Annotated in this window: 25 protein-coding genes; 4 read left to right on the forward strand and 21 right to left on the reverse strand. The window is 47.8% G+C overall.

The genetic code is table 11. The features are described from left to right. Nucleotides 1–17 precede the first annotated feature (17 nt). The 5 genes from GEV47_RS10090 to GEV47_RS10110 all read right to left on the reverse strand — a co-directional run bounded on the left by GEV47_RS10090 (nt 18) and on the right by GEV47_RS10110 (nt 7,592). Nucleotides 18–2,090, reverse strand: coding sequence for a primosomal protein N' (locus GEV47_RS10090; RefSeq protein WP_322741606.1), 2,073 nt, complete (start codon nt 2,088–2,090; stop codon nt 18–20). Between the two features lie 808 nt (nt 2,091–2,898). After that, entirely contained in the window at nt 2,899–3,975 is a 1,077-nt protein-coding gene (gene hemE / locus GEV47_RS10095) for a uroporphyrinogen decarboxylase (protein WP_153234623.1), read from the reverse strand. A gap of 124 nt (nt 3,976–4,099) precedes the next feature. Further along, the gene (locus GEV47_RS10100; RefSeq protein WP_153234624.1) at nt 4,100–4,729 is read right to left on the reverse strand and encodes a glutathione S-transferase family protein; all 630 of its coding nucleotides are present in this window, start codon (nt 4,727–4,729) and stop codon (nt 4,100–4,102) included. Nucleotides 4,730–4,741: 12 nt separating this feature from the next. Then, a complete protein-coding gene (gltS, locus tag GEV47_RS10105; protein WP_153234625.1) occupies nt 4,742–5,953 on the reverse strand; it encodes a sodium/glutamate symporter in 1,212 nt (403 codons plus the stop codon). 28 nt (nt 5,954–5,981) lie between these two features. Continuing rightward, the gene (locus GEV47_RS10110; RefSeq protein ID WP_407646226.1) at nt 5,982–7,592 is read right to left on the reverse strand and encodes a S53 family peptidase; all 1,611 of its coding nucleotides are present in this window, start codon (nt 7,590–7,592) and stop codon (nt 5,982–5,984) included. A 140-nt stretch (nt 7,593–7,732) separates the two neighbouring features. Between GEV47_RS10110 and GEV47_RS10115 the strand changes: the two genes are divergently transcribed. Then, nucleotides 7,733–8,500 (forward strand): transporter substrate-binding domain-containing protein, encoded by a 768-nt coding sequence (locus GEV47_RS10115; RefSeq protein WP_153234627.1) that lies wholly within the window; start codon nt 7,733–7,735, stop codon nt 8,498–8,500. A 203-nt stretch (nt 8,501–8,703) separates the two neighbouring features. On the opposite strand, the gene GEV47_RS10120 is transcribed toward GEV47_RS10115, so the two are convergent. From GEV47_RS10120 to GEV47_RS10130, 3 genes are all read right to left on the reverse strand, one after another. Next, nucleotides 8,704–9,507: a DUF799 domain-containing protein gene (locus tag GEV47_RS10120; protein WP_153234628.1), complete on the reverse strand. Its 804-nt coding sequence runs from the start codon at nt 9,505–9,507 to the stop codon at nt 8,704–8,706. A gap of 10 nt (nt 9,508–9,517) precedes the next feature. Further along, complete coding sequence (locus tag GEV47_RS10125; RefSeq protein WP_153234629.1) at nt 9,518–9,892, reverse strand: DUF4810 domain-containing protein; 375 nt, start codon at nt 9,890–9,892, stop codon at nt 9,518–9,520. Between the two features lie 120 nt (nt 9,893–10,012). Beyond that, entirely contained in the window at nt 10,013–10,678 is a 666-nt protein-coding gene (locus GEV47_RS10130) for a CsgG/HfaB family protein (RefSeq protein ID WP_407646227.1), read from the reverse strand. A gap of 168 nt (nt 10,679–10,846) precedes the next feature. Here GEV47_RS10130 and GEV47_RS10135 point away from each other — a divergent pair, with 168 nt between their 5' ends. The 3 genes from GEV47_RS10135 to GEV47_RS10145 all read left to right on the forward strand — a co-directional run bounded on the left by GEV47_RS10135 (nt 10,847) and on the right by GEV47_RS10145 (nt 13,084). Continuing rightward, nucleotides 10,847–11,482: an NUDIX hydrolase gene (locus tag GEV47_RS10135; RefSeq protein WP_153234631.1), complete on the forward strand. Its 636-nt coding sequence runs from the start codon at nt 10,847–10,849 to the stop codon at nt 11,480–11,482. 132 nt (nt 11,483–11,614) lie between these two features. Further along, nucleotides 11,615–12,190, forward strand: a complete 576-nt coding sequence (locus tag GEV47_RS10140; protein WP_322741607.1) for a YbhB/YbcL family Raf kinase inhibitor-like protein — start codon at nt 11,615–11,617, stop codon at nt 12,188–12,190. A gap of 3 nt (nt 12,191–12,193) precedes the next feature. Then, nucleotides 12,194–13,084, forward strand: coding sequence for a helix-turn-helix transcriptional regulator (locus tag GEV47_RS10145; protein ID WP_153234632.1), 891 nt, complete (start codon nt 12,194–12,196; stop codon nt 13,082–13,084). Here GEV47_RS10145 and GEV47_RS10150 read toward each other — a convergent pair. The 13 genes from GEV47_RS10150 to GEV47_RS10210 all read right to left on the reverse strand — a co-directional run bounded on the left by GEV47_RS10150 (nt 13,077) and on the right by GEV47_RS10210 (nt 23,540). After that, nucleotides 13,077–13,883, reverse strand: coding sequence for a PPK2 family polyphosphate kinase (locus GEV47_RS10150; RefSeq protein WP_153234633.1), 807 nt, complete (start codon nt 13,881–13,883; stop codon nt 13,077–13,079). The two genes, GEV47_RS10145 and GEV47_RS10150, sit on opposite strands and share 8 nt — an antisense overlap. Nucleotides 13,884–13,936: 53 nt before the next feature. Continuing rightward, nucleotides 13,937–14,917, reverse strand: a complete 981-nt coding sequence (locus tag GEV47_RS10155; protein ID WP_153234634.1) for a D-2-hydroxyacid dehydrogenase family protein — start codon at nt 14,915–14,917, stop codon at nt 13,937–13,939. A gap of 66 nt (nt 14,918–14,983) precedes the next feature. Further along, the gene (locus tag GEV47_RS10160) at nt 14,984–15,427 is read right to left on the reverse strand and encodes a CoA-binding protein (protein WP_153234635.1); all 444 of its coding nucleotides are present in this window, start codon (nt 15,425–15,427) and stop codon (nt 14,984–14,986) included. 13 nt (nt 15,428–15,440) lie between these two features. Further along, a complete protein-coding gene (locus GEV47_RS10165) occupies nt 15,441–16,244 on the reverse strand; it encodes a basic amino acid ABC transporter substrate-binding protein (protein ID WP_153234636.1) in 804 nt (267 codons plus the stop codon). Between the two features lie 154 nt (nt 16,245–16,398). Continuing rightward, on the reverse strand, nt 16,399–16,824 hold the full coding sequence (locus GEV47_RS10170) for a F0F1 ATP synthase subunit epsilon (RefSeq protein ID WP_153234637.1): 426 nt from the start codon (nt 16,822–16,824) through the stop codon (nt 16,399–16,401). A gap of 89 nt (nt 16,825–16,913) precedes the next feature. After that, nucleotides 16,914–18,314, reverse strand: coding sequence for a F0F1 ATP synthase subunit beta (gene atpD / locus GEV47_RS10175; RefSeq protein WP_153234638.1), 1,401 nt, complete (start codon nt 18,312–18,314; stop codon nt 16,914–16,916). Nucleotides 18,315–18,398: 84 nt separating this feature from the next. Further along, nucleotides 18,399–19,277, reverse strand: coding sequence for a F0F1 ATP synthase subunit gamma (gene atpG, locus GEV47_RS10180; RefSeq protein WP_153234639.1), 879 nt, complete (start codon nt 19,275–19,277; stop codon nt 18,399–18,401). A 39-nt stretch (nt 19,278–19,316) separates the two neighbouring features. Next, nucleotides 19,317–20,858: a F0F1 ATP synthase subunit alpha gene (gene atpA / locus GEV47_RS10185; protein WP_153234640.1), complete on the reverse strand. Its 1,542-nt coding sequence runs from the start codon at nt 20,856–20,858 to the stop codon at nt 19,317–19,319. Nucleotides 20,859–20,900: 42 nt separating this feature from the next. Further along, nucleotides 20,901–21,440 carry a F0F1 ATP synthase subunit delta gene (locus GEV47_RS10190; RefSeq protein WP_153234641.1) on the reverse strand — a complete coding sequence of 180 codons (540 nt, stop codon included), beginning with the start codon at nt 21,438–21,440 and terminating at the stop codon, nt 20,901–20,903. A gap of 2 nt (nt 21,441–21,442) precedes the next feature. After that, nucleotides 21,443–21,913 (reverse strand): F0F1 ATP synthase subunit B, encoded by a 471-nt coding sequence (locus GEV47_RS10195; RefSeq protein ID WP_153234642.1) that lies wholly within the window; start codon nt 21,911–21,913, stop codon nt 21,443–21,445. 97 nt (nt 21,914–22,010) lie between these two features. Further along, a complete protein-coding gene (gene atpE / locus GEV47_RS10200; protein ID WP_038494309.1) occupies nt 22,011–22,256 on the reverse strand; it encodes a F0F1 ATP synthase subunit C in 246 nt (81 codons plus the stop codon). A gap of 118 nt (nt 22,257–22,374) precedes the next feature. Further along, complete coding sequence (gene atpB, locus GEV47_RS10205) at nt 22,375–23,199, reverse strand: F0F1 ATP synthase subunit A (RefSeq protein WP_153234643.1); 825 nt, start codon at nt 23,197–23,199, stop codon at nt 22,375–22,377. Beyond that, on the reverse strand, nt 23,196–23,540 hold the full coding sequence (locus tag GEV47_RS10210; protein ID WP_153234644.1) for an ATP synthase subunit I: 345 nt from the start codon (nt 23,538–23,540) through the stop codon (nt 23,196–23,198). The genes atpB and GEV47_RS10210 overlap by 4 nt, the downstream gene beginning before the upstream one ends. Nucleotides 23,541–23,657: the final 117 nt, after the last annotated feature.

Below are 23,657 nucleotides of genomic sequence, written 5' to 3' on the forward strand. Positions count from 1 at the left end.
GTCGCGCGTGTGCCGATCTAAATATCCACCGGGTCCACTTCCAACGACCATTTCACTCGCGATTTCATTGCTCGCAGTGCCGCCACCCATTCTGTCAAAAATGCCTGTAATGCGGGTCTAGACGGACATTCAATCAACAACTGTGCGCGATCTACGTTGGCAACGCGAGTCATTGTCATTGGAATCGGATCATGGATGATGATGCCATCATGCGCCAGACAGGTTGCCGCTTGTTGCAAAAATTCAATCGCCGTTTCTAACTCCCTGGCTTCGGCGCGTAGCAACGCCTGGAAAATATAAGGCGGCAAGTGTGCTTGTTGCCGCTCTTCCAATAACGATGTGGCGAAGTGATCATAATCATGTGCAATCACGGCAGCGTAAAGTGGATGCTGTGGATAGCGGGTTTGAATCAGCACTTCGCTGGGACTGCCACCTTCTTTTTGTGCGGTGCGACCAGCACGCCCGGCCACCTGCATCAGTTGCGCGAATAAGCGTTCACTTGCGCGGTAATCATGAGAAAACAAGGCTGTGTCGGGATTCAGAATACCGACCAAGGTAAGTTTTTGAAAATCGTGACCTTTGGCGACCATCTGTGTGCCGATCAAAATGTCCACATCGCCGCGATGTACGCTATCAAACGCCGCTTGCGCACTGCCCTTACGACGGGTGGAATCGGCATCAATACGCAACACACGCGCTTCCGGAAACATCTTTTTCAAACCCTCTTCCAGTCTTTGCGTACCGCGTCCTAGCGGTTGTAAATCGACATTCCCGCAAGTCGGGCAAGATTTGGGAATCCGCAGTTCAAGGCTGCAATGATGACAACGCAGCCGATGTTCGGGTTTGTGCAACACCATGAACGATGTGCAGCGTGTGCAGTTGCTGACCCAGCCACAGGCATCGCAAGCGATCACAGGCGCATAGCCGCGACGATTGAGAAATAATAAAGACTGCTCGCCGCGTTGCAAACGTTGCTTGAGAGCAGCAACCAAAGTGGAGGTCAAACCTTCGGTGGGTTTATCACGCTCCATGTCGATCAACCGCACAGCAGGCAAGACGGCATTTTTCACTGCTCGCTCACGCAGCTCCAGTTTGCGATAACGGCCAGATTGCGCGTGATGCCAGGTTTCCAATGAAGGTGTGGCGGAACCTAGCACTATCGGGATTTTTAACTGATGCGCTCGCCACACCGCTAAATCACGTGCGGAATAACGCAAACCTTCTTGTTGTTTGTACGAAGGATCGTGCTCTTCGTCAATGATGATCAGTTTCAGATGCGGCAACGACGCGAGCACAGCCAACCGCGTACCAAGGATAATTCTTGCTTGCCCGGAATGTGCAGCCAGCCAGTGGCGCAAGCGCTCACCCTCGGCCAAACCGCTATGCAGCGTCGCCACCATCACGCCGGGGAAACGAGCGCGGATATTTCCTTCCAATTGCGGCGTCAAATTGATTTCTGGCACCAGAATCAAAATTTGTGCAGGATTTTCAGCTGCTTCGCTGGCGGATTCAATGTTTTCGGTGTCACTTGCCAGCACTTGCGCTGCCGCTTGCAAATACACCTCCGTTTTGCCACTGCCCGTTACGCCATACAGCAAAATCGGCGCAAACCCGTTCGCGCCGGCAATCGCATCGGCGGCTTGCTGTTGCGATGCATTGAGTGCAGGGACATCAATCGGTGTTGCATCGTGCGTCTCATCGGTCTTCGATAATTTCTTCAAAGCACGATCCAGTGACACTGTGGTCAGCGTCCGCAAATTTTTGGGCAATCCGGGTAAAACCACCTCCCCTAGCGGACGTTGGTAATAATTTGCGGCAAAACGACATAAGGCTAACCATTCTGGTGCAAGCGGCTTTAGTTGATCGCGTACTGCCTGTATCTCTTTGAGTTTATCTACAGGAACATCGCTATGCTCACTGCTGCCGATCACCATTCCTATAACCTCACGTCGACCAAACGACAGCTGCACTAACTGCCCGGCCTGCGGTATTGCCGCAGCCGTCTCGTCACCTGCGGGCGAGGGGCTGAGATAGTCAAAACTACTGTCAAGAGGAGTGTCTAGAACGACTTGGAGGATAGGTTGTTTCACGAAGTTAAAGTGAATCCTGAGGAATGATGCTAACTATCGGTTTCATAAGCGCTTTTAAAACTATCCACAAGATCTGTGGATAACTTTGTGGATAAGCCCTGCTTGACAGTCGGAGACGGCCTATTTATGCGGCCTTCAACAAAATGCCCAAACAGACAGCAGAAAATAAATCGTTTTAAATCAATGAGTTACAAAGTCAAGTAAGTCATGAAAAATTTATTTTATTTTATTTTTCACGTGCACCAACAAGCCCCAATTTGTGCATAAGTTACTTTTAAAAGTGCATATGAAGAGCAATTTTTTGATAAATTGCCAAATTTACATGCTATCGATATCAGCACTGTGCCGGCCGTTTTGCGTCATCTCGTCGAATTGTAACTTAATGTAATACATGAAGAAATCGGCTAACTATCGGTTTCATAAGCTCTTTTAAATTTACCCACAGAAACTGTGGATAACTTTGTGAGTAACCTTGCCTTACCCTCGTCTAGCGCCATATTTTATGCGGCTTTCAACATATTGCACAAAGTAAACGCAAAAAATAAACCCTTATAATTCAATGACTTACAAAATTAAAAATCAAACAAATAATAAATATAGTTATAAACAAATACCGCACTGCATCAGATTTATTTTGTGCATAACTAAAGCGCTGTACTGTGCAAATGCAGCAAAAAAACCAATAATTACGGTGTTGAAATCACCAAAATGGTGAGCCGCCGACGTCTCACCCAAGCGAGAAAATACGCTTGCCGCAAGTACAGAAGTTTCATTGTAAAACCGGTAATGATGCTGAAAAAAGCCTTATTCAACGCATTTTTCGGCTAATTTCATGTACTGCATCTACCATAACGGCGACTGCGTCAGGTGGAGTGAACTGTGAAATACCATGGCCTAGATTAAAGACATGACCATGACCCGCTTGCGGCGCACCATAAGAAGCAAGTACGCGCTCTACTTCGGACCGGATTTGCTCCGGATTGGCAAACAGGACAACTGGATCAAGATTTCCTTGCAGCGCAACTTTATGGCCGACTTTGGCGCGTGCTTCAGTCAAATTGACAGTCCAGTCCAAACCGACAGCATCAGCGCCGATATCGGCAATTTGCTCTAACCACAAACCACCGCCTTTGGTAAAAACAATGGCTGGAATCGGGACACCATCTTTTTCACGCTTCAATTGCCCCATAACCTGGCGCATGTAATCCAGTGAAAACTCCTGATACGCGCCGTCCGCTAAAGCGCCGCCCCAGGAATCAAAAATCATGACAGCCTGTGCACCCGCATCAATTTGCGCGTTTAAATAGGCTGCCACGGCGGCCGTGTTGGTGCTAAGGATGTGATGCATTAAATCTGGACGGTTATACAACATGGTTTTAACCGTGCGGTAGTCGTCCGAACCACCACCCTCCACCATATAACACGCTAAGGTCCATGGACTGCCAGAAAAGCCTATCAACGGTACTCGACCACCCAGCTCCGTGCGAATTTGGGTAACCGCCTTGAAAACATAATCAAGGCTGCCCAAATCCGGCGCACGCAATGCCATCACCGCTTTTTCATCCCGTAAAGGACGTTCAAATTTAGGGCCCTCACCGTCTGCAAAATACAAACCCAGGCCCATCGCATCAGGCACAGTCAAGATGTCAGAGAACAAAATCGCCGCATCCAGCGGATATCGATCTAATGGCTGCAAAGTAACTTGAGTAGCGTAATCCGGATTCTTTGCCAATCCCAAAAAAGAACCAGCACGCGCACGCGTGGCGCGATACTCCGGCAAATAGCGCCCGGCCTGACGCATCAACCAGAGTGGTGTGTAGTCAGTCGGCTGACGCAGCAAAGCGCGTAGGAAAGTATCGTTTTTCAGAGGGGCAAATGTTGACATGAGGAAATCCAAAGCAGGGGCAATGGCGCATTATCGCATCCCATGCGGGATAGATGCTACCGCCAGACAATCAAGTGACCATCATCGGATGATGATAATGGTCACCAAAAAATTATTTGCCAATTTACCAGCCGCTCAGGCGTTCTAGTTGATTGAGCTCTTTCCAACTGTCACGCGCACGCACCAAATCCGCTAATTTAGCCAGCGCCGGCCATTGCGCCGACTTACGTGGCATATTGCGTGACCAGCGCATAAGCATCATGAGCAGGATATCAGCACTAGAAAATTGCTCGCCTAGCAAATACGGGCCATGCGCACTCAGATGCGCGTCAAGGTTATCCCACACATCCGCGATTCTCTGCTGCAGCGCAGTACTAATATGTGAAACATGTTCCGCAGTTCCCAGATCCATAGGATAAAACCAAAAGCGGTAAGTCGCGGACAGGTTGTTACTCAGATACACCATCCATTGCAACCAGGCAGCGCGCTCCGGGCTACCGATTGCCGGTGCCAGTCCGGCCTCGGGATGGCGCTCAGCCAATAGCATCAGCAAGGCGGCAGACTCCACCACCGGTTTACCGTCAACCACTAAAGTCGGTACTACGCCATGCGGATTGAGCTTCAAATATTCAGCATCGTGCTGTGCATCGTTATCAAAATCGACCAATTTCAGCTCATAAGGAGCACCAATTTCCAGTAATGCCTGATGCACTGCCATGCTGGCGGTACCGGGGGAATAGTAAAGCGTGTACATAATTGCTCCGGGTTAGTTGTAAATCGGCAGCGCCAAGAATAACTTGATCACAATTGCATTCGCAATATCAATAAAAAACGCGCTCACCATCGGCACCACCAAAAACGCTAAGTGCGATGGGCCGAAACGATCTGTCACGGCCTGCATATTGGCAATCGCAGTCGGTGTCGCTCCCAAACCAAAACCGCAATGTCCGGCCGACAGCACGGCTGCGTCATAATTTGAACCCATTACACGGAACGTGACAAAAACAGCATAGAGCGCCATCACTACTGCTTGCACTGCCAGAATTAGCAAAACAGGCAGTGCCAATGATGCCAAATCCCACAACTTCAAGCTCATCAGCGCCATCGCCAAAAACAACGACAGGCTAACGTTGCCGAGTACCAGAATTGCGCGCTCAAAAATCTTGTAACCAACCAGCAGCGACAAACCATTGCTTAACAGCACGCCGACAAACAAAACACAGACAAAAGTCGGTAATTCAAATGCCGTGCCGGCGAGCTGATTGGCAAACATGGTGCCAACCGACAGGCTGATGGCGATCAGTGCCAAAGCCTCAATAAACGCTTGCGCTGTTATCAGCTGAACCGCTTTAGGCTGCTCAAAACTCAGTGGCATATCGTCAGCCGGCACATCTTTTTGTACACCTGGCAAAGGCTGCTTCACTCGCTTGACTAAAAACCCTGCTACAGGTCCGCCAATCAAACCACCCAGTATCAGACCGAAAGTTGCGCACGCAATGGCAATTTCCGTCGCAGCCGCCAAGCCGTGCTGCTCCGCAAATACGCGGCCCCACGCGGCTCCGGTGCCATGCCCGCCCGACAACGAAATCGTGCCTCCCAACAGACCTATCAGCGGATCCAATCCCATGAGTTTCGCCATGACTAGGCCGATAGCGTCTTGCAGTATCAGTAAACCCAGCACCACACCAAGAAACAATGCAAGCGTACGGCCACCGGCTTTTAAGCTGGCAAGGTTTGCATTCAAACCTATCGTCGCAAAAAACGCCATCATCAACGGCCCCTGCAAGCTGCTATCAAACTGCACTTTTATGTTGGCAAAACTGTGTAACGCCAGCAATAGCAAAGCGACCAGCAAACCACCGACAACTGGTTCGGGGATGCTATAGGTTTTCAAAAATGTCGATTTCGCTACCAGCTTGCGGCCTAATAACAAAACCAGCGATGCTGCCACCAGGGTTCCCAATACATCTAAGGTCATTACTCGTACTCCTTTATAGGATCAACAATTAGATAATGCTGCTCAATACTTTCGTCCCATCCGGCGAACCAAGTCCAGTGCAAGCATCCCATCCCGGTTCTGCATTAAAGTTGCCGTTATTACCTTGCGTGATGTCATGAAACGCGGCCTGTTGTTGGTACAGCTTGGGATTGATGAAACCAACTGAAGTCCCTTTTGTATCGCTACCGGCACCGCTTCTTGCACTGTTAATGCAAGCAACCAGTGCCGCCCACAACGGCGCAACAGCGCTGGTGCCTCCAATCACCGTATCAGTCCCATCAACCCGTACCGCATAGCCGGTAGCCGGATCGGCATCGCCAGCGACATCTGGAACGCCGCGTTTGGTCAATGGAGACTTGATTCCGCTTTCCGTGGTGACGGTTAAATTCTGCTGCCAGACAGGTAAAGCAAACACTGCACTGACTCCACCGCCGCCAGCGCCACCCTGTGCGCCATCATTCCACACTACTTCACTGGTAATCGCTTTAGCACTGGCATGCAAACTGGTGCCGCCACACGCCAGCACATAAGGGCTAGATGCCGGGAAGTCGACATTGTTAGAACCACCGCTGACACCATCGCTAGAGCCGCTATCACCCGATGCGACGCAGACTGTCACGCCCATCGCAGCGGCCGCTTGCAAAGTTTGATTAAACGCTTGCATCGCTTGTTGGGTCCATGATGATTCTGGGCCGCCCCAACTGATGGAGATCACTGACGGCTTATTTTGCGCATCATGAATCGCGGTATTGACGGCACTGATAAAGCCCGCATCGGTATTGGGCGAAAAATAAACTGCGATGTTTGCCTTCGACGCAATCGCTCCAGCCACTTCGATGTCGAGCATCACTTCACCATCGGCACTATTAGCATCGCCAGTCGGCTGATTCTTTCCCGTACCAACGGCAATCGCCGTCACGGTTGGCGCTGTAATACCCAGGCCGCTAAAGTAAGTTTGCAAATCGCTGGCCTGATAACCGCCGCCCAATTCAATCAGGGCGATACATTGCCCTGCTCCGGAATTGCCGGGGAAATTGTAGAGCGAGGCAACTTGCAACGGCGTATAAGAGACATCGCTGCCTTGCGCCGCAGGATGAAACGGAGGACGAAAGCGGAAATGAGACCGCGCTTGTGGCCGGTTATCCAATCCCAGCACCGCAGTCACAATATCTTTCAGCTCTGTTGGAATTTCCAATACTCCAGTGCGTCCACGATAACTGCCTTGATGGGTTTTCTGCCGATGTTGATAACTATATGTACAACGCTCCAAATCAACATTAAACGCCGCATTACATTGCGCTACCGTTCCCGATAAAATCACTGAGGCGCTTGCCGCATTTTCGCTGACGACATGCAAACCATGCTGTTTTGCGAAATGCTCGACCTTGGCAATATCCTGAGCAGCAGCACCGAATTTTTGCGCAAATTGTTCGCGAGTAAGATGCGCAACTTGCTCGTTTCTGTTGAGTTTGTCGATCAACCCAGACAACGCGGCATCAGCCTGGCGACGCAAGATGACGATCACTTCCAGTTGTTCATTTGGATCAGCTTTGCCGACACAACGCGCGCCGCTTAGTATTTGCCGTTCACTGCCAGAAAGAGAAAATGCTGTCATGATCGTTCTCCGTTTGAATATAACACTACGAAATCCACGGCAAAACCTTATCACAGGCTAGGATAATGTAAGAGTGGAAATTTTGTATTGTCATTTTTTGGTGCTACATTGTTTAGCTTGTACAACCGGATTCCACGACCATCATGAAAAAATTTTTGCTCATCATCGCCTTGCTATGTTCTGCACTATCAACATCTGCAATGGCGCAAACCTCGCGTATGGACGAGATAATCAAAAGCGGAAAGCTGCGTGTCTGCATGACTGGCGATTACAAGCCATTCACCTTTTACAAAGCCGATAAAAGCTTTGAAGGCATTGATGTCGATCTCGCACAATCGTTAGCCAAAGCAATCGGCGTCGAAGCGCAATTCGTGAAAACCGGCTGGCCTACATTGACTAAAGATTTCCTGGAAAAATGCGATATCGCGATGGGCGGTGTATCGGTGACGTTTGATCGACAAAAGCAAGTCTCGTTTTCAACACCGCATATGGTAGATGGAAAATCTGCGATTGCGCGCTGTACCGATGCCGCCAAATTTCAGTCGTTAGCCGCCATAGATCAACCCGGCACCCGCGCCATCGTCAACCCCGGTGGCACCAACGAGCGCTTCGCCAAAACGCACTTCAAACATTTACAACTGATCGAACATCCAGATAACGTCACCATCTTCGATCAAATCGTCGCAGGCAAAGCAGACGTGATGGTGACCGACGCCAGCGAGACTTTATGGCAAGCGAAATTGCATCCAGAATTGTGCGCAATCAATCCCGATAAGCCACTACAGTTTGCGGAGAAAGCATTCATGTTGCCGCGCGGCGATGTACCGTTTAAGGAGTTTGTAGATACGTGGATGCGGCAGTTGAAGGCGACGGGTGAGTATCAGCAGATCTCGGATCGTTGGTTGAAGTAACCATGGCAGTTCAACGCTGAAATTAAAAAATCCGTCATCCTCGCGAACGCGGGGACGACGATACAACATTAGTTACAGCATTGAGCGGCCCTGCTGAAGTAACAACCACCAATGTGCAAAAATTATGGGCCTGTAAATAACTCTGCGTCATCGATCTAAGAAATGAGAACGATGACGCTCTTTAAAAGGCCATGCCTCACATATTAATCGTTAACGCCATTTGTACTGTTAGAGCTAACTGCATTTGTAGGTAGCTGCGTAACAACCGCATCTTGCTTTGCGGCTTGCTTGGCCGCTTTTTTTGCAGCTTGCGCAGCTTGTTTTACCTGTCGTTTCGACGCTACGCCATCATGCTCAAATCGCTCCGAACGAGGGCCGTACAACATGCCGTTGGGTGCTTTTGGATAGAGCAAACTACTGCTCGCAGTAGCAGAAAGTTTATAACTGATATCCCTGGAATTATTAATAATTTGCGTCAAAGCAGCCCCGATCAATGCACCAACTACGCCGCCACCAGCATTATTTTGCGGATTATCCACAACCGATGCTGTTCCTTGCCACAATAATTTTCCCGTTTGCAAATCAACTAACTTGGCATCCAATTGCACCGTCGCAACTGAAGCAAACACTTGGTACGACGAACCATATTGTTTCACCCTCACATACAACGCTGCATCTGCACCAAAAATACTGCGCAATTTTTCTATCGGTGCTGCATGCATTTCTGGCGGATTAACCAAACCATTTTGCTTGAACATTTCATCAACCAAGGTCACTGGCATGACGTAATATCCGGCTTCAGCCAATGGCCATGTCAATTGCGACAAAACACCATAAGTCGCTTTCACATCCGGCGAATCATTGATCGGTGGCAGTATCAAGATCGATGTTGGACGGCTTTCTTTGAATGCAGAATAGTCATAAGCAGCTTGCCGGTGTGCGCAACCGGTCATTAATACAGCTAGAGCAAGAACGATCAACATTCCTGCGCGATTTTTCAAAAACATTACATCCCCCTTAATTATTCTTAGGCTTCAATTTGCCTAGCAAGTAATCCATAAATGTGGCCGATTCAGGAAACAGTTTTTTCTCTGTTTGGTATTCCTGAACACTCTTATCGTCTTTCCCTTCATTCGCATACAACATACCAAGATGCGCGTGATAACCAGGAGGTAAAGGACGACCACTGGATTCTGCTTGCTGTGTATTTTTCTCAAGCTCTATGATTTGTGCAGTGCTATCGTTATCACTACTACTAAAATATTGATGCACTTGATCCTGATAATTTCCCCAGTAATAAGTTGACTTAGGTGCGGTATTACAACCGCCCAGTAAAAGACCAACACCGACGCACAGCACGAGGCCGAACGATTTTATTAAATCGCGTTTCATAATTTATACCTGAAAATATTTCTATGGATGCGTTCTCATTTGCATATCATCGTGAACGTGATGGCAACTCAGAAGCATTGCTAAAATATTGTGCCAACAACGTTCAGAATGAAAATGAGATTATTCTGCAGGACGCCATGCACCAGATTGCATGCCATTGACGAGATGATCGACTGCATCACGAATGGCCAGATCCAACACTTTCCCATTCAATGTTGAGTCATAACTGGCAGTGCCGCCAAAACCGATGATTTCACGGTTAGACAAACTGTATTCGCCAGCACCTTGCACGGAATAGACCACTTCAGAAGTCGTTGTATTAACAATGTTCAAATTCACTTTTGCATAAGCAATCTGTGATTTTCCACGTCCCAACAGACCAAATAATTGTTGATCACCGACTTCTTTGCGACCAAACTCAGTCACATCGCCAGTTACAACATAATCAGCACCCTTAATCTTCTGTGTCTGCTGTTTATAACCTGCCTCTTGCTTGGTTTCGGCTAAATTGTCGCGATCAAGCACATTGAAATGATTGCTTTGCTGTAGATGCGTGACCAGAATAGTTTTTGCCTGCCCACCCAAACGATCAACTGAATCAGAAAACACACCGCGCATAAAACTGGAGCGATTATCAAATTTCCCAATGGAAATGGGAGTTTTCTTGCCGATATAAGGTGTTGCGGCTGCAGCAACTTGTTGAATAGGCAAAATGCGCGATTCTTCTGTAGCACACCCACCTAGAACGGTAAGTATCCCGACAGTTCCTGCCAGCAATGCTGACATAACGATTTTTCTTGTCATATTAACTTCCCATTTTATTTACATAAATACAAATTTGTTAAATATTAACATAGAATAAACAATTCGCAGCTAGATCAGAAAACTGTCTTTTGTCCGCTTACTTAGCTTGGCCTTATTAATATTATGCTCAGACATTTAAGGAAAATCGACATGCCAAATAAGTTAACAAGTGATCTCATTAACTACATTGAAAACGTATTAGCGACCGCACAGATTGGCCTTACTTTTTCAAAAGACCAGTTTGATATTGAGCGATTCAACACATTGAAAAGCTTGTCTGCAGAACTGTTATCCCGACTGGAAAATGAAAAGGTCGTAAAAACATCCAAGTGGATTGCTTTGGACGAAAATTACACAACTCCCAAAATTGACGTGAGAGCCGTGATATTTGACGAACAAAAGAGGATCTTGCTGGTTCAAGAAAAGAGTGACGGCAATTGGACATTGCCTGGCGGCTGGTGTGACATCGGTGAATCGGCATCTGAATCTGTAGCACGAGAAGTAGAAGAAGAGACCGGACTAGAAGTAAAGGCGATACGCTTGCTCGCTCTTTTTGACAAACTAAAACACGATCACCCACCGCAGCTGCCACACGCGTACAAATGCTTTTTTCTATGTAACGTGAACGGCGGTACTGTCATCACCGAAACCAATGAGACCTCTGGCTGTGCTTATTTCAGCCTGGAGAATCTTCCCCCATTGTCCAGACACCGGGTTACAGCAAGTCAGCTGGTAAAAGTAGCAAAGCACGTGTACTCAGAGCAAGAGACTTGCCTCTTCGATTGAAGAAGTGGCCTGCAAAGAATAGCTGTGCAGAACGACAATTGATCGAATCAGCACTAAATTCAATCGTTTATGCATTATAGTTGACACTATTTAGTGCAATAATTTTTGCTCTGTTAATCAAAGGAGCATTCGATGAATATGTCATTACGTCAAAAGGTGCAAGCATTCGCCGTGTTCTCCGCATCTGTCCTGGTCGCCGTCCCGGCTCTGTCGGCGGGTCAATTTCAGGTCAGCAGCGATGATGTCAAGAACGGCCGGCTAGTCAACGAACAAGTGTTAAACGGTTTTGGCTGCAACGGTGGTAACGTATCGCCGCACATAGTCTGGAGTGGTGTGCCAAAAGGCAGCAAGAGTTTGCTCGTGACGATACACGATCCCGATGCCCCTACCGATGGTCTCGGCTGGACCCATTGGGTGATCGCTAACATCCCGCCGACCATCACCGAACTGGCAAAAGGAATCTCCATCGACAGCAGCAAACTGCCTGCAGGCGCGGTGCAGACCAATACCGATTTCGGTAAGGCCGGTTACGGCGGCCCTTGCCCACCCGTTGGCTCTGCGCATCGCTATATCGTCACGGTCAATGCACTCAAGGTAGAAAAACTTGCGGTTGATGCTAACTCTACTCCGGCGCTGGTGGCCTTCATGGCTAACGGTCAAAGCTTGGGTAAAGCCAGCTTCACGTCTCTTTATCAACGTGCGAATTAACGTATGACGACCGGCTCGACTAAACGCATCATTTGTAGCCGTGCCGGTATCGGGACGTCAGCGCATATCGTTCAGCAGCAGGAACTGCTATTCACGCATCTGGTTATCGACCAACCTATGCTGATCGTTGTGCTGCAAGGCGCAAAGACCTTACGCTCACAAGAAACCACGTACCAGCTTCGGGCCGGTGAAGCCATTGTTATTGCCGGCGGACGCAGTTTCGATGTGATCAATCACCTGTCGCCCCAAGGTCGTTATGAAGCATGCTGGCTGAGCTGGGATTCCGCTCTCATCGCTGAGCATGCTTCAGTTTACGATAAGGCGAGCATTCAATCAGATCGAAAAGTAAGTACCATCACCCAAGCGTTGCCATTGCGTCATATCGCGCCATCCTTCATGGATGCGATCAATGCGGCGATGGAAGCGATTCGCGACCAGGATGGGATCCCTGATGCGATTGCAAAGCACCGCTTAAGCGAGGTATTGCTGTGGTTGAGTCTGCATAATGCTCGCTTGTCATGCACGGAAGTCCGGACTTTGTCTGGCAAATTGCGATTGCTGCTGAGTTCTGCTCCCGGCAAATCATGGGCGGCCCCGGATATTGCACAACAAGTAGCGATGAGCGAGGCCACGCTGCGTCGTCATCTCGCGGCAGAAGACACGACATTAAGCGAATTACTAATGGATGTTCGCATGTCATTCGCATTAGGGCTGTTGCAAGCAACAGACAAGCCTATTGCGCAGATTGCATTCGAGAGTGGATACGAATCGGCATCACGTTTTGCGATTCGATTCCGTACGCGATTTGGTTTTCCTCCAACGGCGATTCGCGGTCATCGCCGTCGTCCGAACGAACAAACGGAACGAGGTACTAGCTACAACAATGTCATTTGACCTTCAACCCGGCCAATTTCGGATTTGCTGCTGGTGGTGTCAGCTTTAAGCTCTCCAGCGTCTCCAATACAATGCTGGCAACCGCTAAATTACGTTGCGTTTTAGAGTTTGCTGGTATCACATACCATGGTGCATGATCGGCGTCGGTCGCCTCGATGGTTTTAGAAAACTGCTTTTGGTATTCATCCCATTTTTCACGTTCGACCAAATCACCTTCATCAAACTTCCAATTTTTAGCAGGATCGTCGATGCGTTCTTGCAAACGTTCTGCTTGCTCATCTTTCGAGATGTGTAGCAAAAATTTGATGATGGTAGTTCCCGTTTCATACAGCATACGTTCGAAATCACAGATCTGTGCGTAGCGACGCTTGCATTCTTTTTCATCGATCAAGTCGTGCACCCGGGTGATGAGCACGTCTTCATAATGACTGCGATTAAAAACCGTAATTTCTCCGGCTTGGGGAACTTGCTGATGCACACGCCATAAATAGTCGTGCGCAAGTTCTATCGGAGTCGGGGCTTTGAAGCTGACGATGCGTATGCCTTGCGGATTAACGCTAAAGAAGACATCTTTGACAGTGCCATCCTTGCCGCTGCTATCTATCCCTTGCAAAACGATGAGTAGTTTATGCTTCTTTGTTGCGTACATCATTTCTTGCTGCTCTGCTATATCCTCTGCTAATGCTATTGTTTGCGCTTTGTCCTGAGATTTATCGCCACTGGTGATCGGCCTTTTCCCTGCATCCGCATCTTTAATTTCGGTTTTTTTGTTGGCGCGAAAATGCTCTAGTACTGTCATGGCAGTTCCTTTAGATTAATTTATACCCTAATCTTCCTACGTAAGATTAGGACTTAGCGCTTATTTCGTAATACATCTGGATTGACAACATTACTTGGGTGCCCACCAGCATACGCAACTATCTGATCAAAAATGTCAGTAAATTGAATCTCATATTCATCACGAGAAACGTAGCCGATATGCGGCGTGCACACTACATTTTCCATTTTTAATAATGGATGGGTAATATCTAAAACGGGCTCTGCTTCATAGACGTCTACTGCGGCCATCCCTGGGTGCCCTGTTTGTAACGCATGTTCCAGTGCGTGCGTTTCAATAAGCTGCGCGCGACTGGTATTAACGATCAACGCTGTTGACTTCATGCGCGCCAGATCTGCTGCTGTGACTATGCCACGTGTTGCTTCATGCAAACGCATATGCAAGGAAATCACATCGCAGGTAGCAAAGAAATTTTCTTTACTGCTCGCCACGGCATAACCATCAGCTTGTGCTTGCGCCAGAGATGCGGCACGCGCCCATATCACTACATTCATATTGAAGGCTTTTCCATACCCTGCAACGACTTTACCGATACGACCGTAACCGTAAATACCCAGTGTCTTACCACGCAAGGTATTACCAACACCGATCTGCCATTTTCCGGCTCTCAATGCTGACATTTGCTGCGGAATCTGACGCATTGCCGCGAGTATTAATCCCCACGTTAATTCGGCTGCCGCATACGATGGCGTGTCAGCATGCATGTTGGAAGAAACAATAATACCGAGACGTGTGCATGCCTCGATATCAATATGAGGATAAACGCTGCGTTGACTAATTAATCTGAGATTGGGTAGGCGCTCTAACAACGACCCACGAATCTTTGTACGCTCACGTATCAGGACCAATGTCTCTGTGTCTTTTAATCGTTCGACCAACGCGTCTTCGTCTTGCACATGATCGTTCCAGACAGTGATGTCATGACCGGTCAACTTTTGGAAACATGGAAGCGTGTGCAAAGTATCGTGATAATCGTCGAGTATAGATATTTTCATTCTTTACTCCTTTACCAATTACATAAACAAAGACGGCGTCAAACAAGCCTGGGGATAAATAAAAATTTATAGTACGCCGTGAAAGTTTCCTAATGCATGTTCCACTTTGATACAGCGATCCATCACTACTTGCAAACCGGCTTTGGTCGCTTTGTCAGCTGCCGCTTGATTGCTAATACCAAGCTGCATCCAGATACAATCCGCATCTATCATGATGGCTTCGCCAACGATGGGAGGAATATCTTCTGCTTTGCGAAAGCAGTTAACGATGCTGATCTTATGATCTCCTGCCGCCAGTACTTTCGCTGCCTCGAACAAATTTGCATAGCAATGTTCGCCAAGTATCAACTCACCTGCGTGCCTGGGATTAATCGGCACAATGCGATAACCATGCTCCTGCATATAGCGCGACACGCTATAGCTTGCGCGATGCGGCTTGTCAGATAAACCTACCACCGCAATGATAGGCAGATCGGTTGATGCTGGCGTTAAATTCACTGTTGCGGACATGATATTCACCTCATCATTTAGCAAAATACCTTGCGTAGATTTTGTCGTAAGTGCCATTTTCACGCAGTGTTTTTAAAGCTGCGTTGATCTTGGCAATCAGTGCAGTGTCTTCTTTGCGCACAGCAATACCATAATATTCTTTTGTGAAATCATCGCTGTAAATCAGCTTGAACCCTTTGCTGTTATTATTTTTAACGTAGTTCTCCACAGCACCATTGTCACCGACTGCCGCATCAACACCACCAGCATCGACTTCTTTTAATAGCAACGGCAGACTTTCAAAACGAACGATCGCTTTATTAGTCTTTCCTAATATCTTCTGAACCACTGTATCAGCACTGGTGCTAGTGGTAACGCCGACTTTATTGGCTTTCTTCAAATCCTCTGGCGTAGTGATATCTTTGCCGGGTGGGACCAGAATAACTTGCTTGGCTTCGAAGTACGGATCGGAAAACAGCATGCTTTGTTTACGTTCATCGGTAATGGTGACGGCCGATGCGATGATATCGATATCACCTTGTGCCAAGGTAGAAAAAATTCCTTCCCAGGGCGTATTCACCCAGACGATTTTGATGCCGGCTTGATCAGCAATTGCCTGCATGATATCCGCATCGAAACCAACGATTTTGCCAGCCTCGTTGACTGAACCAAATGGTGCGAAGGCTGCGTTCATGCCGACACGATAAACCTTCCCAGTGTCAGGTGCATGTCCGGCGCTGCTGGTTTCTGCTGGTTTGTTTTTATCGCAGGCGACTAAACCCAACGTGATCAGGGAAATGAATAAAAGACTTAAAAACGGGCGTAGAGATAACTTCATGCATTTCCCCTGGTTGTTGTAATCGTAAAATCAACATAGTAGAGGAAAATTGCATGAACGTCATGAAGTACTATTTTTCACAAATCTACCGGCAACAAAAAAGCAGCCGAAGCTGCTTTTTTGTTCAATACTTGCTGAATACTCTTGAGACGAATCAACGTCCTTTTTGACGCAATTTCGCAATCGCTGCTAATTGCGCAACGGCTGTAGCCAATTCAGCTTGTGCTGTTGCGTAATCAATTTTTGATTCTTTATTCGCTAATGCTTCTTCAGCCATTTTCTTAGCTTCGGTGGCTTTAGCTTCGTCAAGATCACTACCGCGGATTGCCGTATCTGCCAAAACAGTCACGTGATTCGGTTGCACTTCCAGCAAACCACCAGCGACGAATACAAATTCATCTTGCGCTTGACCCGGTACTTTAATTCGAACAGCACCTGGCTTGATGCGAGTGATCAGTGGTGTATGTTTAGGATAAATCCCTAACTCACCCGACTCACCCGGCAACGCGACGAATTCGGCTTCGCCGGAGAAGATGAGCTCTTCTGCCGAAACCACGTCTACGAGAATTGTGTTTGCCATTGTATTTGCCATTTCGACCCTTTGATTTCCAAGATAACCACCAAAATGTAATGTGATTCGCGCACAAGCACGAATCACTCACAAATTAATTAGTTAATCTTCTTGGCTTTCTCGATTGCTTCTTCGATCGTACCAACCATGTAGAACGCTTGTTCTGGCAGGTGATCAAGTTCGCCGCTAGCGATCATCTTGAAGCCTTTGATCGTGTCTTTCAGCGAAACGTATTTACCTGGTGCACCGGTAAATACTTCAGCAACGTGGAATGGCTGCGATAGGAAACGTTGCATTTTACGTGCACGTGCTACCAACAATTTATCTTCCGGTGCCAACTCGTCCATACCCAGAATCGCGATAATGTCGCGCAATTCTTTATAGCGCTGCAATGTGTTTTGCACTGCACGGGCTGTCTCGTAATGCTCTTGACCAACCACTTGTGGATCCAATTGACGTGAAGTCGAATCCAGTGGATCAACCGCTGGGTAAATACCCAAAGAGGCGATGTCACGTGACAGAACAACGGTGGAATCCAAGTGAGCAAACGTGGTTGCTGGTGATGGATCGGTCAAGTCATCGGCTGGAACATAAACGGCTTGGATCGATGTGATCGAACCAGTTTTAGTCGATGTAATACGCTCTTGCAGCTGACCCATTTCTGAAGCCAGTGTCGGTTGGTAACCCACAGCAGAAGGCATACGACCCAACAACGCAGAAACTTCAGTACCGGCCAAAGTGTAACGATAGATGTTATCGACGAAGAACAACACGTCTTTACCTTCATCACGGAAACCTTCAGCAATCGTCAAACCAGTCAACGCAACGCGCAAACGGTTACCTGGCGGTTCATTCATCTGACCGTAAACCATCGCTACTTTGGAGTTTTCTGGCGTTTCCAGATCTACCACTTTAGCATCAGCCATTTCGTGATAGAAGTCGTTACCTTCACGAGTACGCTCACCCACACCAGCAAACACTGACAAACCACTATGTGCTTTAGCGATGTTGTTGATCAGTTCCATCATGTTCACGGTCTTACCAACACCCGCACCACCGAACAGACCAACTTTACCGCCTTTAGCAAACGGGCAAATCAGGTCAATAACCTTGATACCTGTTTCCAATAGCTCTTGCGATGGCGACAGTTCATCGTACGCAGGTGCTTTACGGTGGATAGAAGCCGTTGTTGCATGGCTTACCGGACCGCATTCGTCGATTGGGTTACCCAATACGTCCATAATACGACCTAGTGTTGCTTTACCAGTCGGTACCATGATCGGCTGACCAGTGTTCTTGATCATCATGCCGCGACGCAGACCATCAGAAGTACCCAACGCGATAGTACGGACGACACCGTCACCCAGCTGTTGTTGAACTTCTAGTGTCAGCTCTGAGCCGTCCATTTTCAATGCATCGTAAATCTTAGGCATCGCGTCACGGGGAAATTCAACGTCCACCACAGCGCCGATACACTGAACGATTTTGCCATCAGCCATTTTCGTTCCTTCAATATAAAAAATTTAATAGTTGAACGCGGTTAGGCGTTGAATATCTTTTGCGATTAGCAATAATTAAGTAAGCTAAACCGCAGCAGCACCAGCGACAATTTCCGACAATTCTTTAGTAATCGCTGCTTGACGGGTTTTGTTGTAGACCAGCTTCAACTCACCAATCACGTTACCAGCGTTATCACTAGCGGACTTCATCGCCACCATACGGGCCGATTGCTCGGACGCCATATTTTCTGCAACTGCTTGATAAATCAGTGCTTCTACGTAACGCAGCAGCAAGTCGTCAATCACGCTTTGCATATCTGGTTCGTAGATGTAATCCCACGCATGTGCAGCTTTGCTCGCTTCGTCAGTCGTGAGACTTTCACTCGACAATGGCAGCAATTGCTGCAATGTCGGTTCTTGTCTCATGGTGTTGACGAACTTGGTGTAAACCATATACACCGCATCTAGTTGACCTTCTTCGTAAGCGTCCAGCAGAACTTTGACTGGGCCGATCAACTTATCCAAATGCGGGGTATCACCGAGTTGCACTACGTGCGATACAACTTTTGCGCCGACGCGGTTCAGAAAACCAAAACCTTTGTTACCGATCGCCACCGCTTCAATCTTATTTCCTGCCGCTTCCAGCTCACGCATCTTGGTGGTCAACAAACGCAAGGAATTGGTGTTCATCCCGCCGCACAAACCTTTATCGGTTGTGACAACAATGAAACCCACTTTCTTAGCGCCGTCAGACTTAACCATGAACGGATGCGTGTACTCTGGATTCGCTTGTGACAAGTTAGAGGCGATATTACGAATCTTGTCACTATAAGGACGTGCCGCATGCATCCGGTCTTGCGCTTTACGCATTTTGGATGCAGCGACCATTTCCATCGCCTTAGTGATCTTCTTCGTATTTTCTACGCTCTTGATCTTGCCCCGTATCTCTTTGCCTGTAGCCATGATTTCTCCTTAAGGATGACTCCTTATAGCTCCAGTCAATTAAGCGATGAACGATTTTTTGAAACTAGCTACTGCTTCAGTCAATGCAGCTTCTGTTTCTTTGCTCACGGCTTTCTTATCTTCGATGTCTTTCAAAATCGACGCATGGCTAGTTTCCAGGAAACTGTGCAGGCCGCTTTCAAATGGCAACACTTGCTTCACGTCGATATCATCCAGATAGCCTTTGTTCGCAGCGAACAGACTTGCTGACATTTTTGAAATCGACAACGGTGCATATTGTGCTTGCTTCAACAGCTCAGTCACGCGCGCACCACGATCCAACTGCTTACGTGTTGCTGCGTCGAGGTCAGATGCGAACTGCGCAAATGCGGCCAATTCACGATACTGCGCCAAGTCGGTACGGATACCGCCGGACAAGCTCTTGATTGCTTTAGTCTGCGCTGCACCACCAACACGCGACACCGAAATACCGGCGTTAATCGCAGGACGGATACCAGCGTTGAACAATGAAGTTTCCAGGAAGATCTGACCGTCTGTAATCGAAATCACGTTAGTCGGAACGAATGCAGAAACGTCACCAGCTTGTGTTTCAATGATAGGCAATGCTGTCAGTGAACCAGTTTTACCTTTGACTTCGCCTTTGGTGAAATCTTCAACGTATTTTTCGTTGACACGTGCTGCGCGTTCCAGCAAACGGCTGTGGAGGTAGAACACGTCACCAGGGTAAGCTTCACGACCTGGTGGACGACGCAACAGCAACGAAACTTGACGGTACGCAACAGCTTGTTTAGACAAATCATCGTAAACGATCAATGCATCTTGACCACGATCACGGAAGTATTCGCCCATGGCGCAACCGGAGTAGGCCGAAACGTATTGCATCGCTGCAGAATCAGAAGCGGTCGCAACAACAACAATGGTGTAATCCATTGCGCCGTGTGCTTCCAATGCGCGTACGATGTTTTTAACAGATGATGCTTTTTGACCGATAGCGACATAGATACATGTCACGTCTTGACCTTTTTGATTGATGATCGCATCAATCGCAACAGCAGTCTTACCTGTTTGACGGTCACCAATGATCAATTCACGTTGACCGCGGCCAACTGGAACCATCGCATCAATTGACTTGATACCGGTTTGCAAAGGTTGATCAACTGATTTACGCGCAATAACACCCGGTGCAATCTTTTCGATCGGGGCTGTCAATTTTGCGTTAACCGGGCCTTTACCGTCGATAGGCTGACCCAGCGCGTTAACTACACGGCCACGCAGTTCCGGACCGATAGGCACTTCCAGAATACGACCGGTACACTTAACAGTGTCGCCTTCGGAAATGTGTTCGTATTCACCCAGAATAACGGCGCCGACAGAGTCGCGCTCCAAGTTCAGCGCGAGGCCGAATGTGTTACCTGGGAATTCCAGCATCTCACCTTGCATCACGTCAGACAGACCATGGATACGGCAGATACCGTCGGACACGGAAATAACCGTACCCTGATTGCGAATCTCAGCGGTATCGCCAAGGCCTTGAATCCGGCTCTTGATCAGTTCGCTGATTTCAGACGCGTTGAGTTGCATACTAACTCCTAAAAATTTTTTGGCTAGGCGGTCTTGACTGCACTAGGCTGCTAAAGCAACTTGCATGTGTTGTAGCTTGGCGCGTACTGAAGTGTCTAACACTTCATCGCCAATCACCACGCGCACACCACCGATCAATGAATTGTCTACCGTTACCGAAGGATTCAGCTTGCGGCCGAACTTCTTTTCCAGTGTCGCTATCAGTTCTTGTACTTGTGCTGTCGTCAATTCAAAAGCGCTGGTGATATAAGCATCAGCAGCACCTTCTTCGGCATTCTTCAGTACATGAAACTGTTCACCAATTTCCGGCAGCGCTGCCAGTCGGCCATTTTCAACCAACGTAGCGACGAAGTTTTTGGCTTCAGCGCTAGTCGCTTGAGGCGACTTCAACAATGACAAGAAAGTATCGGCGACAACCTGAGGTACCAGACTAGGATTATGCGCTAGTGCTTGTACTTCAGGGTGAGCGGCAACCTGTGCCATTTCAGTAACTAAACCAGACCAGGCAGCCAAGTCTTTCGACTTAGCTACCCGGAACAGTGCTTCTGCGTAAGGGCGAGCAATCGTTGCGATTTCAGCCATGATTACAGCTCTGTTTTCAGTTGAGCCAACAATGCTGCATGTGCATCAACATTGACTTCACGTTTCAAAATCTGTTCGGCGCCTTTAACTGCTAAGGTAGCTACTTCGCCGCGCAAGTCTTCACGCGCTTTGGTTATTTGTTGCTCCGCGTCGGCTTTAGCGTTGGCGATGATACGCGCTGCTTCTTCAGATGCCGTCTTTTTGGCTTCGTCGATAATCAGTTGTCCACGCTTTTCAGCTTCGCCAATACGCTTTTGGCCTTCGTCACGTGCAGTTGCCAATTCAGCTGAAGCACGCTTTTCAGCGGCGGCCAAATCTGCTTTGCCACGGTCAGCGGCTGCTAAGCCGTCCGCAATCTTCTTGGCGCGCTCATCAAGCGCGTTCATCAATGGCGGCCAGATGAATTTCATCGTAAACAGCGCCAAGATAATGAAGACTACGAACTGTGCAAACAAGGTTGCATTTATGTTCATCAGTGTTCCTTCTCAGAATAACGTGTGCCGAATCAACTGATTCGGCATGAGAATGTGGCTTAACGCTAGATTAAATCTTTGCGGTAAGCCGCTCAAATTACTTAGGAACGAACGGATTTGCGAACGCGAACAACATGGCGATACCAACACCGATCAAGAACGCAGCGTCGATCAAACCAGCCAACAGGAACATTTTTGTTTGCAATGTGTTCATCAATTCTGGTTGACGTGCTGACGCTTCCAGGTATTTACCACCCATGATAGCGATACCGATACAAGCACCGATAGCACCCAGACCGATGATCAAACCACAAGCCAAAGCAACAAAAGATAGATCCGTCATGACAATTCCTTCAAAGTTAAAGTTAATACGAAAGGCAATACAAAATACACAAAACTGCTGATACTAAAACTGAAATACTGATATCGCTTTTAACGATATTTTCTACTTTTTTATTTAATTAATGCTTCTCATGTGCCTGACCGATATATACCAGGGTCAACATCATGAAAATAAATGCTTGCAACAACACGATCAAGATGTGGAAGATCGCCCAAACAGAACCTGCTATCACTTGCCCAACAAAGCCAAAACCTGTTGCTGTAGCACCCAGCAATGCGATCAACAAGAACAACAATTCACCGGCATACATATTGCCGAATAGTCGCATCGCCAGAGAAACAGTTTTTGCAGCGAATTCGATCAAGTTCAGTAATAAATTAAACGGCGCTAACCAGATACCGAAAGGTGCAGCGAATAATTCATGAATAAAACCGCCCAAGCCTTTGATTTTGACACTGTAATACAGCATTAACACCAGAATGCCTAAGGCAATCCCCATAGTGCCGTTCAGGTCAGCAGTTGGTACCACGCGATGATGAGAAATCAGACCATCCAGACCAACCAATTTGAACAATGAGGAAAACATGTCAACTGGCAAGAAGTCGAGCGAGTTCATCAATGCAACCCAGACAAAGACTGTCAAAGCGAGTGGGGCAATGAAACTGCGATCGCCGTGAACGATGGCTTTGGATTGATCCTCCACCATTTCAACAATCATTTCAACGAAGGCTTGAAAACGGCCAGGTACGCCCGCAGTTGCCTTGCGTGCTGCTAAATACATTAATCCACAACCAACCACACCGGCAAAAACGGACCAGAAAATGGTATCGATATTGAGGATAGAAAAATCAACGATCTTGGTTTGATGACCGTTGGAGAGATGTCCAAGATGATGGACAATATATTCGGAAGGGGTAAGTGCGTCGTTTGCAGCTGCAGTCATGATCGGCGTCTAAACAGTAAGATGAGGTAACTTTTCAGTACCACGATAAAGGCGGCAATAAATGCCAGCCAATTTATATCGTGATACAACCAGACAACTGCGCCCATCAGCGCAACTGTTGTAGCAATTTTGACAAACTCCCCGATGAAAAAGGACATCGGATTAGCTCCACCGGGCTTACGCGCGCTGAAGTAAAGACGGGCAGCAAACAGACCATTTGGTACTGCACAACACACACCGCCAAATAATGCAGAAAGAAAACCGGGGGTCCCCCCCAATAATCCAGCTACGACTGCGACTACTACCGTCACCACGAATTGCCAGAAAACAATGCGTAACATATTGTCTCCTTTGTTGACAAAACAGGGCACCCAGAATAGTGCGCTTACGGCAGTTTTAGAAGCCCGAGGATTATACGGTCAGCGCAGCCGCTTCGTCAAACTTTACCAGCAGAATCA

Origin of the sequence: Glaciimonas soli, from assembly GCF_009497155.1 — a bacterium.
Lineage (GTDB): Bacteria > Pseudomonadota > Gammaproteobacteria > Burkholderiales > Burkholderiaceae_D > Glaciimonas > Glaciimonas soli.

Excerpts from the sequence above, each read along its gene's own strand:
- GEV47_RS10165 (WP_153234636.1), bottom strand. The coding sequence starts at position 16,244 with ATGAAGTTATCTCTACGCCCGTTTTTAAGTCTTTTATTCATTTCCCTG.
- GEV47_RS10115 (WP_153234627.1), top strand. The coding sequence starts at position 7,733 with ATGAAAAAATTTTTGCTCATCATCGCCTTGCTATGTTCTGCACTATCA.
- hemE (WP_153234623.1), bottom strand. The coding sequence starts at position 3,975 with ATGTCAACATTTGCCCCTCTGAAAAACGATACTTTCCTACGCGCTTTG.
- GEV47_RS10160 (WP_153234635.1), bottom strand. The coding sequence starts at position 15,427 with ATGTCCGCAACAGTGAATTTAACGCCAGCATCAACCGATCTGCCTATC.
- atpG (WP_153234639.1), bottom strand. The coding sequence starts at position 19,277 with ATGGCTACAGGCAAAGAGATACGGGGCAAGATCAAGAGCGTAGAAAAT.
- GEV47_RS10190 (WP_153234641.1), bottom strand. The coding sequence starts at position 21,440 with ATGGCTGAAATCGCAACGATTGCTCGCCCTTACGCAGAAGCACTGTTC.
- atpB (WP_153234643.1), bottom strand. The coding sequence starts at position 23,199 with ATGACTGCAGCTGCAAACGACGCACTTACCCCTTCCGAATATATTGTC.
- atpE (WP_038494309.1), bottom strand. The coding sequence starts at position 22,256 with ATGACGGATCTATCTTTTGTTGCTTTGGCTTGTGGTTTGATCATCGGT.
- GEV47_RS10195 (WP_153234642.1), bottom strand. The coding sequence starts at position 21,913 with ATGAACATAAATGCAACCTTGTTTGCACAGTTCGTAGTCTTCATTATC.
- GEV47_RS10170 (WP_153234637.1), bottom strand. The coding sequence starts at position 16,824 with ATGGCAAACACAATTCTCGTAGACGTGGTTTCGGCAGAAGAGCTCATC.
- GEV47_RS10100 (WP_153234624.1), bottom strand. The coding sequence starts at position 4,729 with ATGTACACGCTTTACTATTCCCCCGGTACCGCCAGCATGGCAGTGCAT.
- GEV47_RS10130 (WP_407646227.1), bottom strand. The coding sequence starts at position 10,678 with ATGTCAGCATTGCTGGCAGGAACTGTCGGGATACTTACCGTTCTAGGT.
- GEV47_RS10120 (WP_153234628.1), bottom strand. The coding sequence starts at position 9,507 with ATGTTTTTGAAAAATCGCGCAGGAATGTTGATCGTTCTTGCTCTAGCT.
- GEV47_RS10210 (WP_153234644.1), bottom strand. The coding sequence starts at position 23,540 with ATGTTACGCATTGTTTTCTGGCAATTCGTGGTGACGGTAGTAGTCGCA.
- gltS (WP_153234625.1), bottom strand. The coding sequence starts at position 5,953 with ATGACCTTAGATGTATTGGGAACCCTGGTGGCAGCATCGCTGGTTTTG.
- GEV47_RS10145 (WP_153234632.1), top strand. The coding sequence starts at position 12,194 with ATGACGACCGGCTCGACTAAACGCATCATTTGTAGCCGTGCCGGTATC.
- atpA (WP_153234640.1), bottom strand. The coding sequence starts at position 20,858 with ATGCAACTCAACGCGTCTGAAATCAGCGAACTGATCAAGAGCCGGATT.
- GEV47_RS10140 (WP_322741607.1), top strand. The coding sequence starts at position 11,615 with ATGAATATGTCATTACGTCAAAAGGTGCAAGCATTCGCCGTGTTCTCC.
- GEV47_RS10155 (WP_153234634.1), bottom strand. The coding sequence starts at position 14,917 with ATGAAAATATCTATACTCGACGATTATCACGATACTTTGCACACGCTT.
- GEV47_RS10135 (WP_153234631.1), top strand. The coding sequence starts at position 10,847 with ATGCCAAATAAGTTAACAAGTGATCTCATTAACTACATTGAAAACGTA.
- GEV47_RS10125 (WP_153234629.1), bottom strand. The coding sequence starts at position 9,892 with ATGAAACGCGATTTAATAAAATCGTTCGGCCTCGTGCTGTGCGTCGGT.
- atpD (WP_153234638.1), bottom strand. The coding sequence starts at position 18,314 with ATGGCTGATGGCAAAATCGTTCAGTGTATCGGCGCTGTGGTGGACGTT.
- GEV47_RS10150 (WP_153234633.1), bottom strand. The coding sequence starts at position 13,883 with ATGACAGTACTAGAGCATTTTCGCGCCAACAAAAAAACCGAAATTAAA.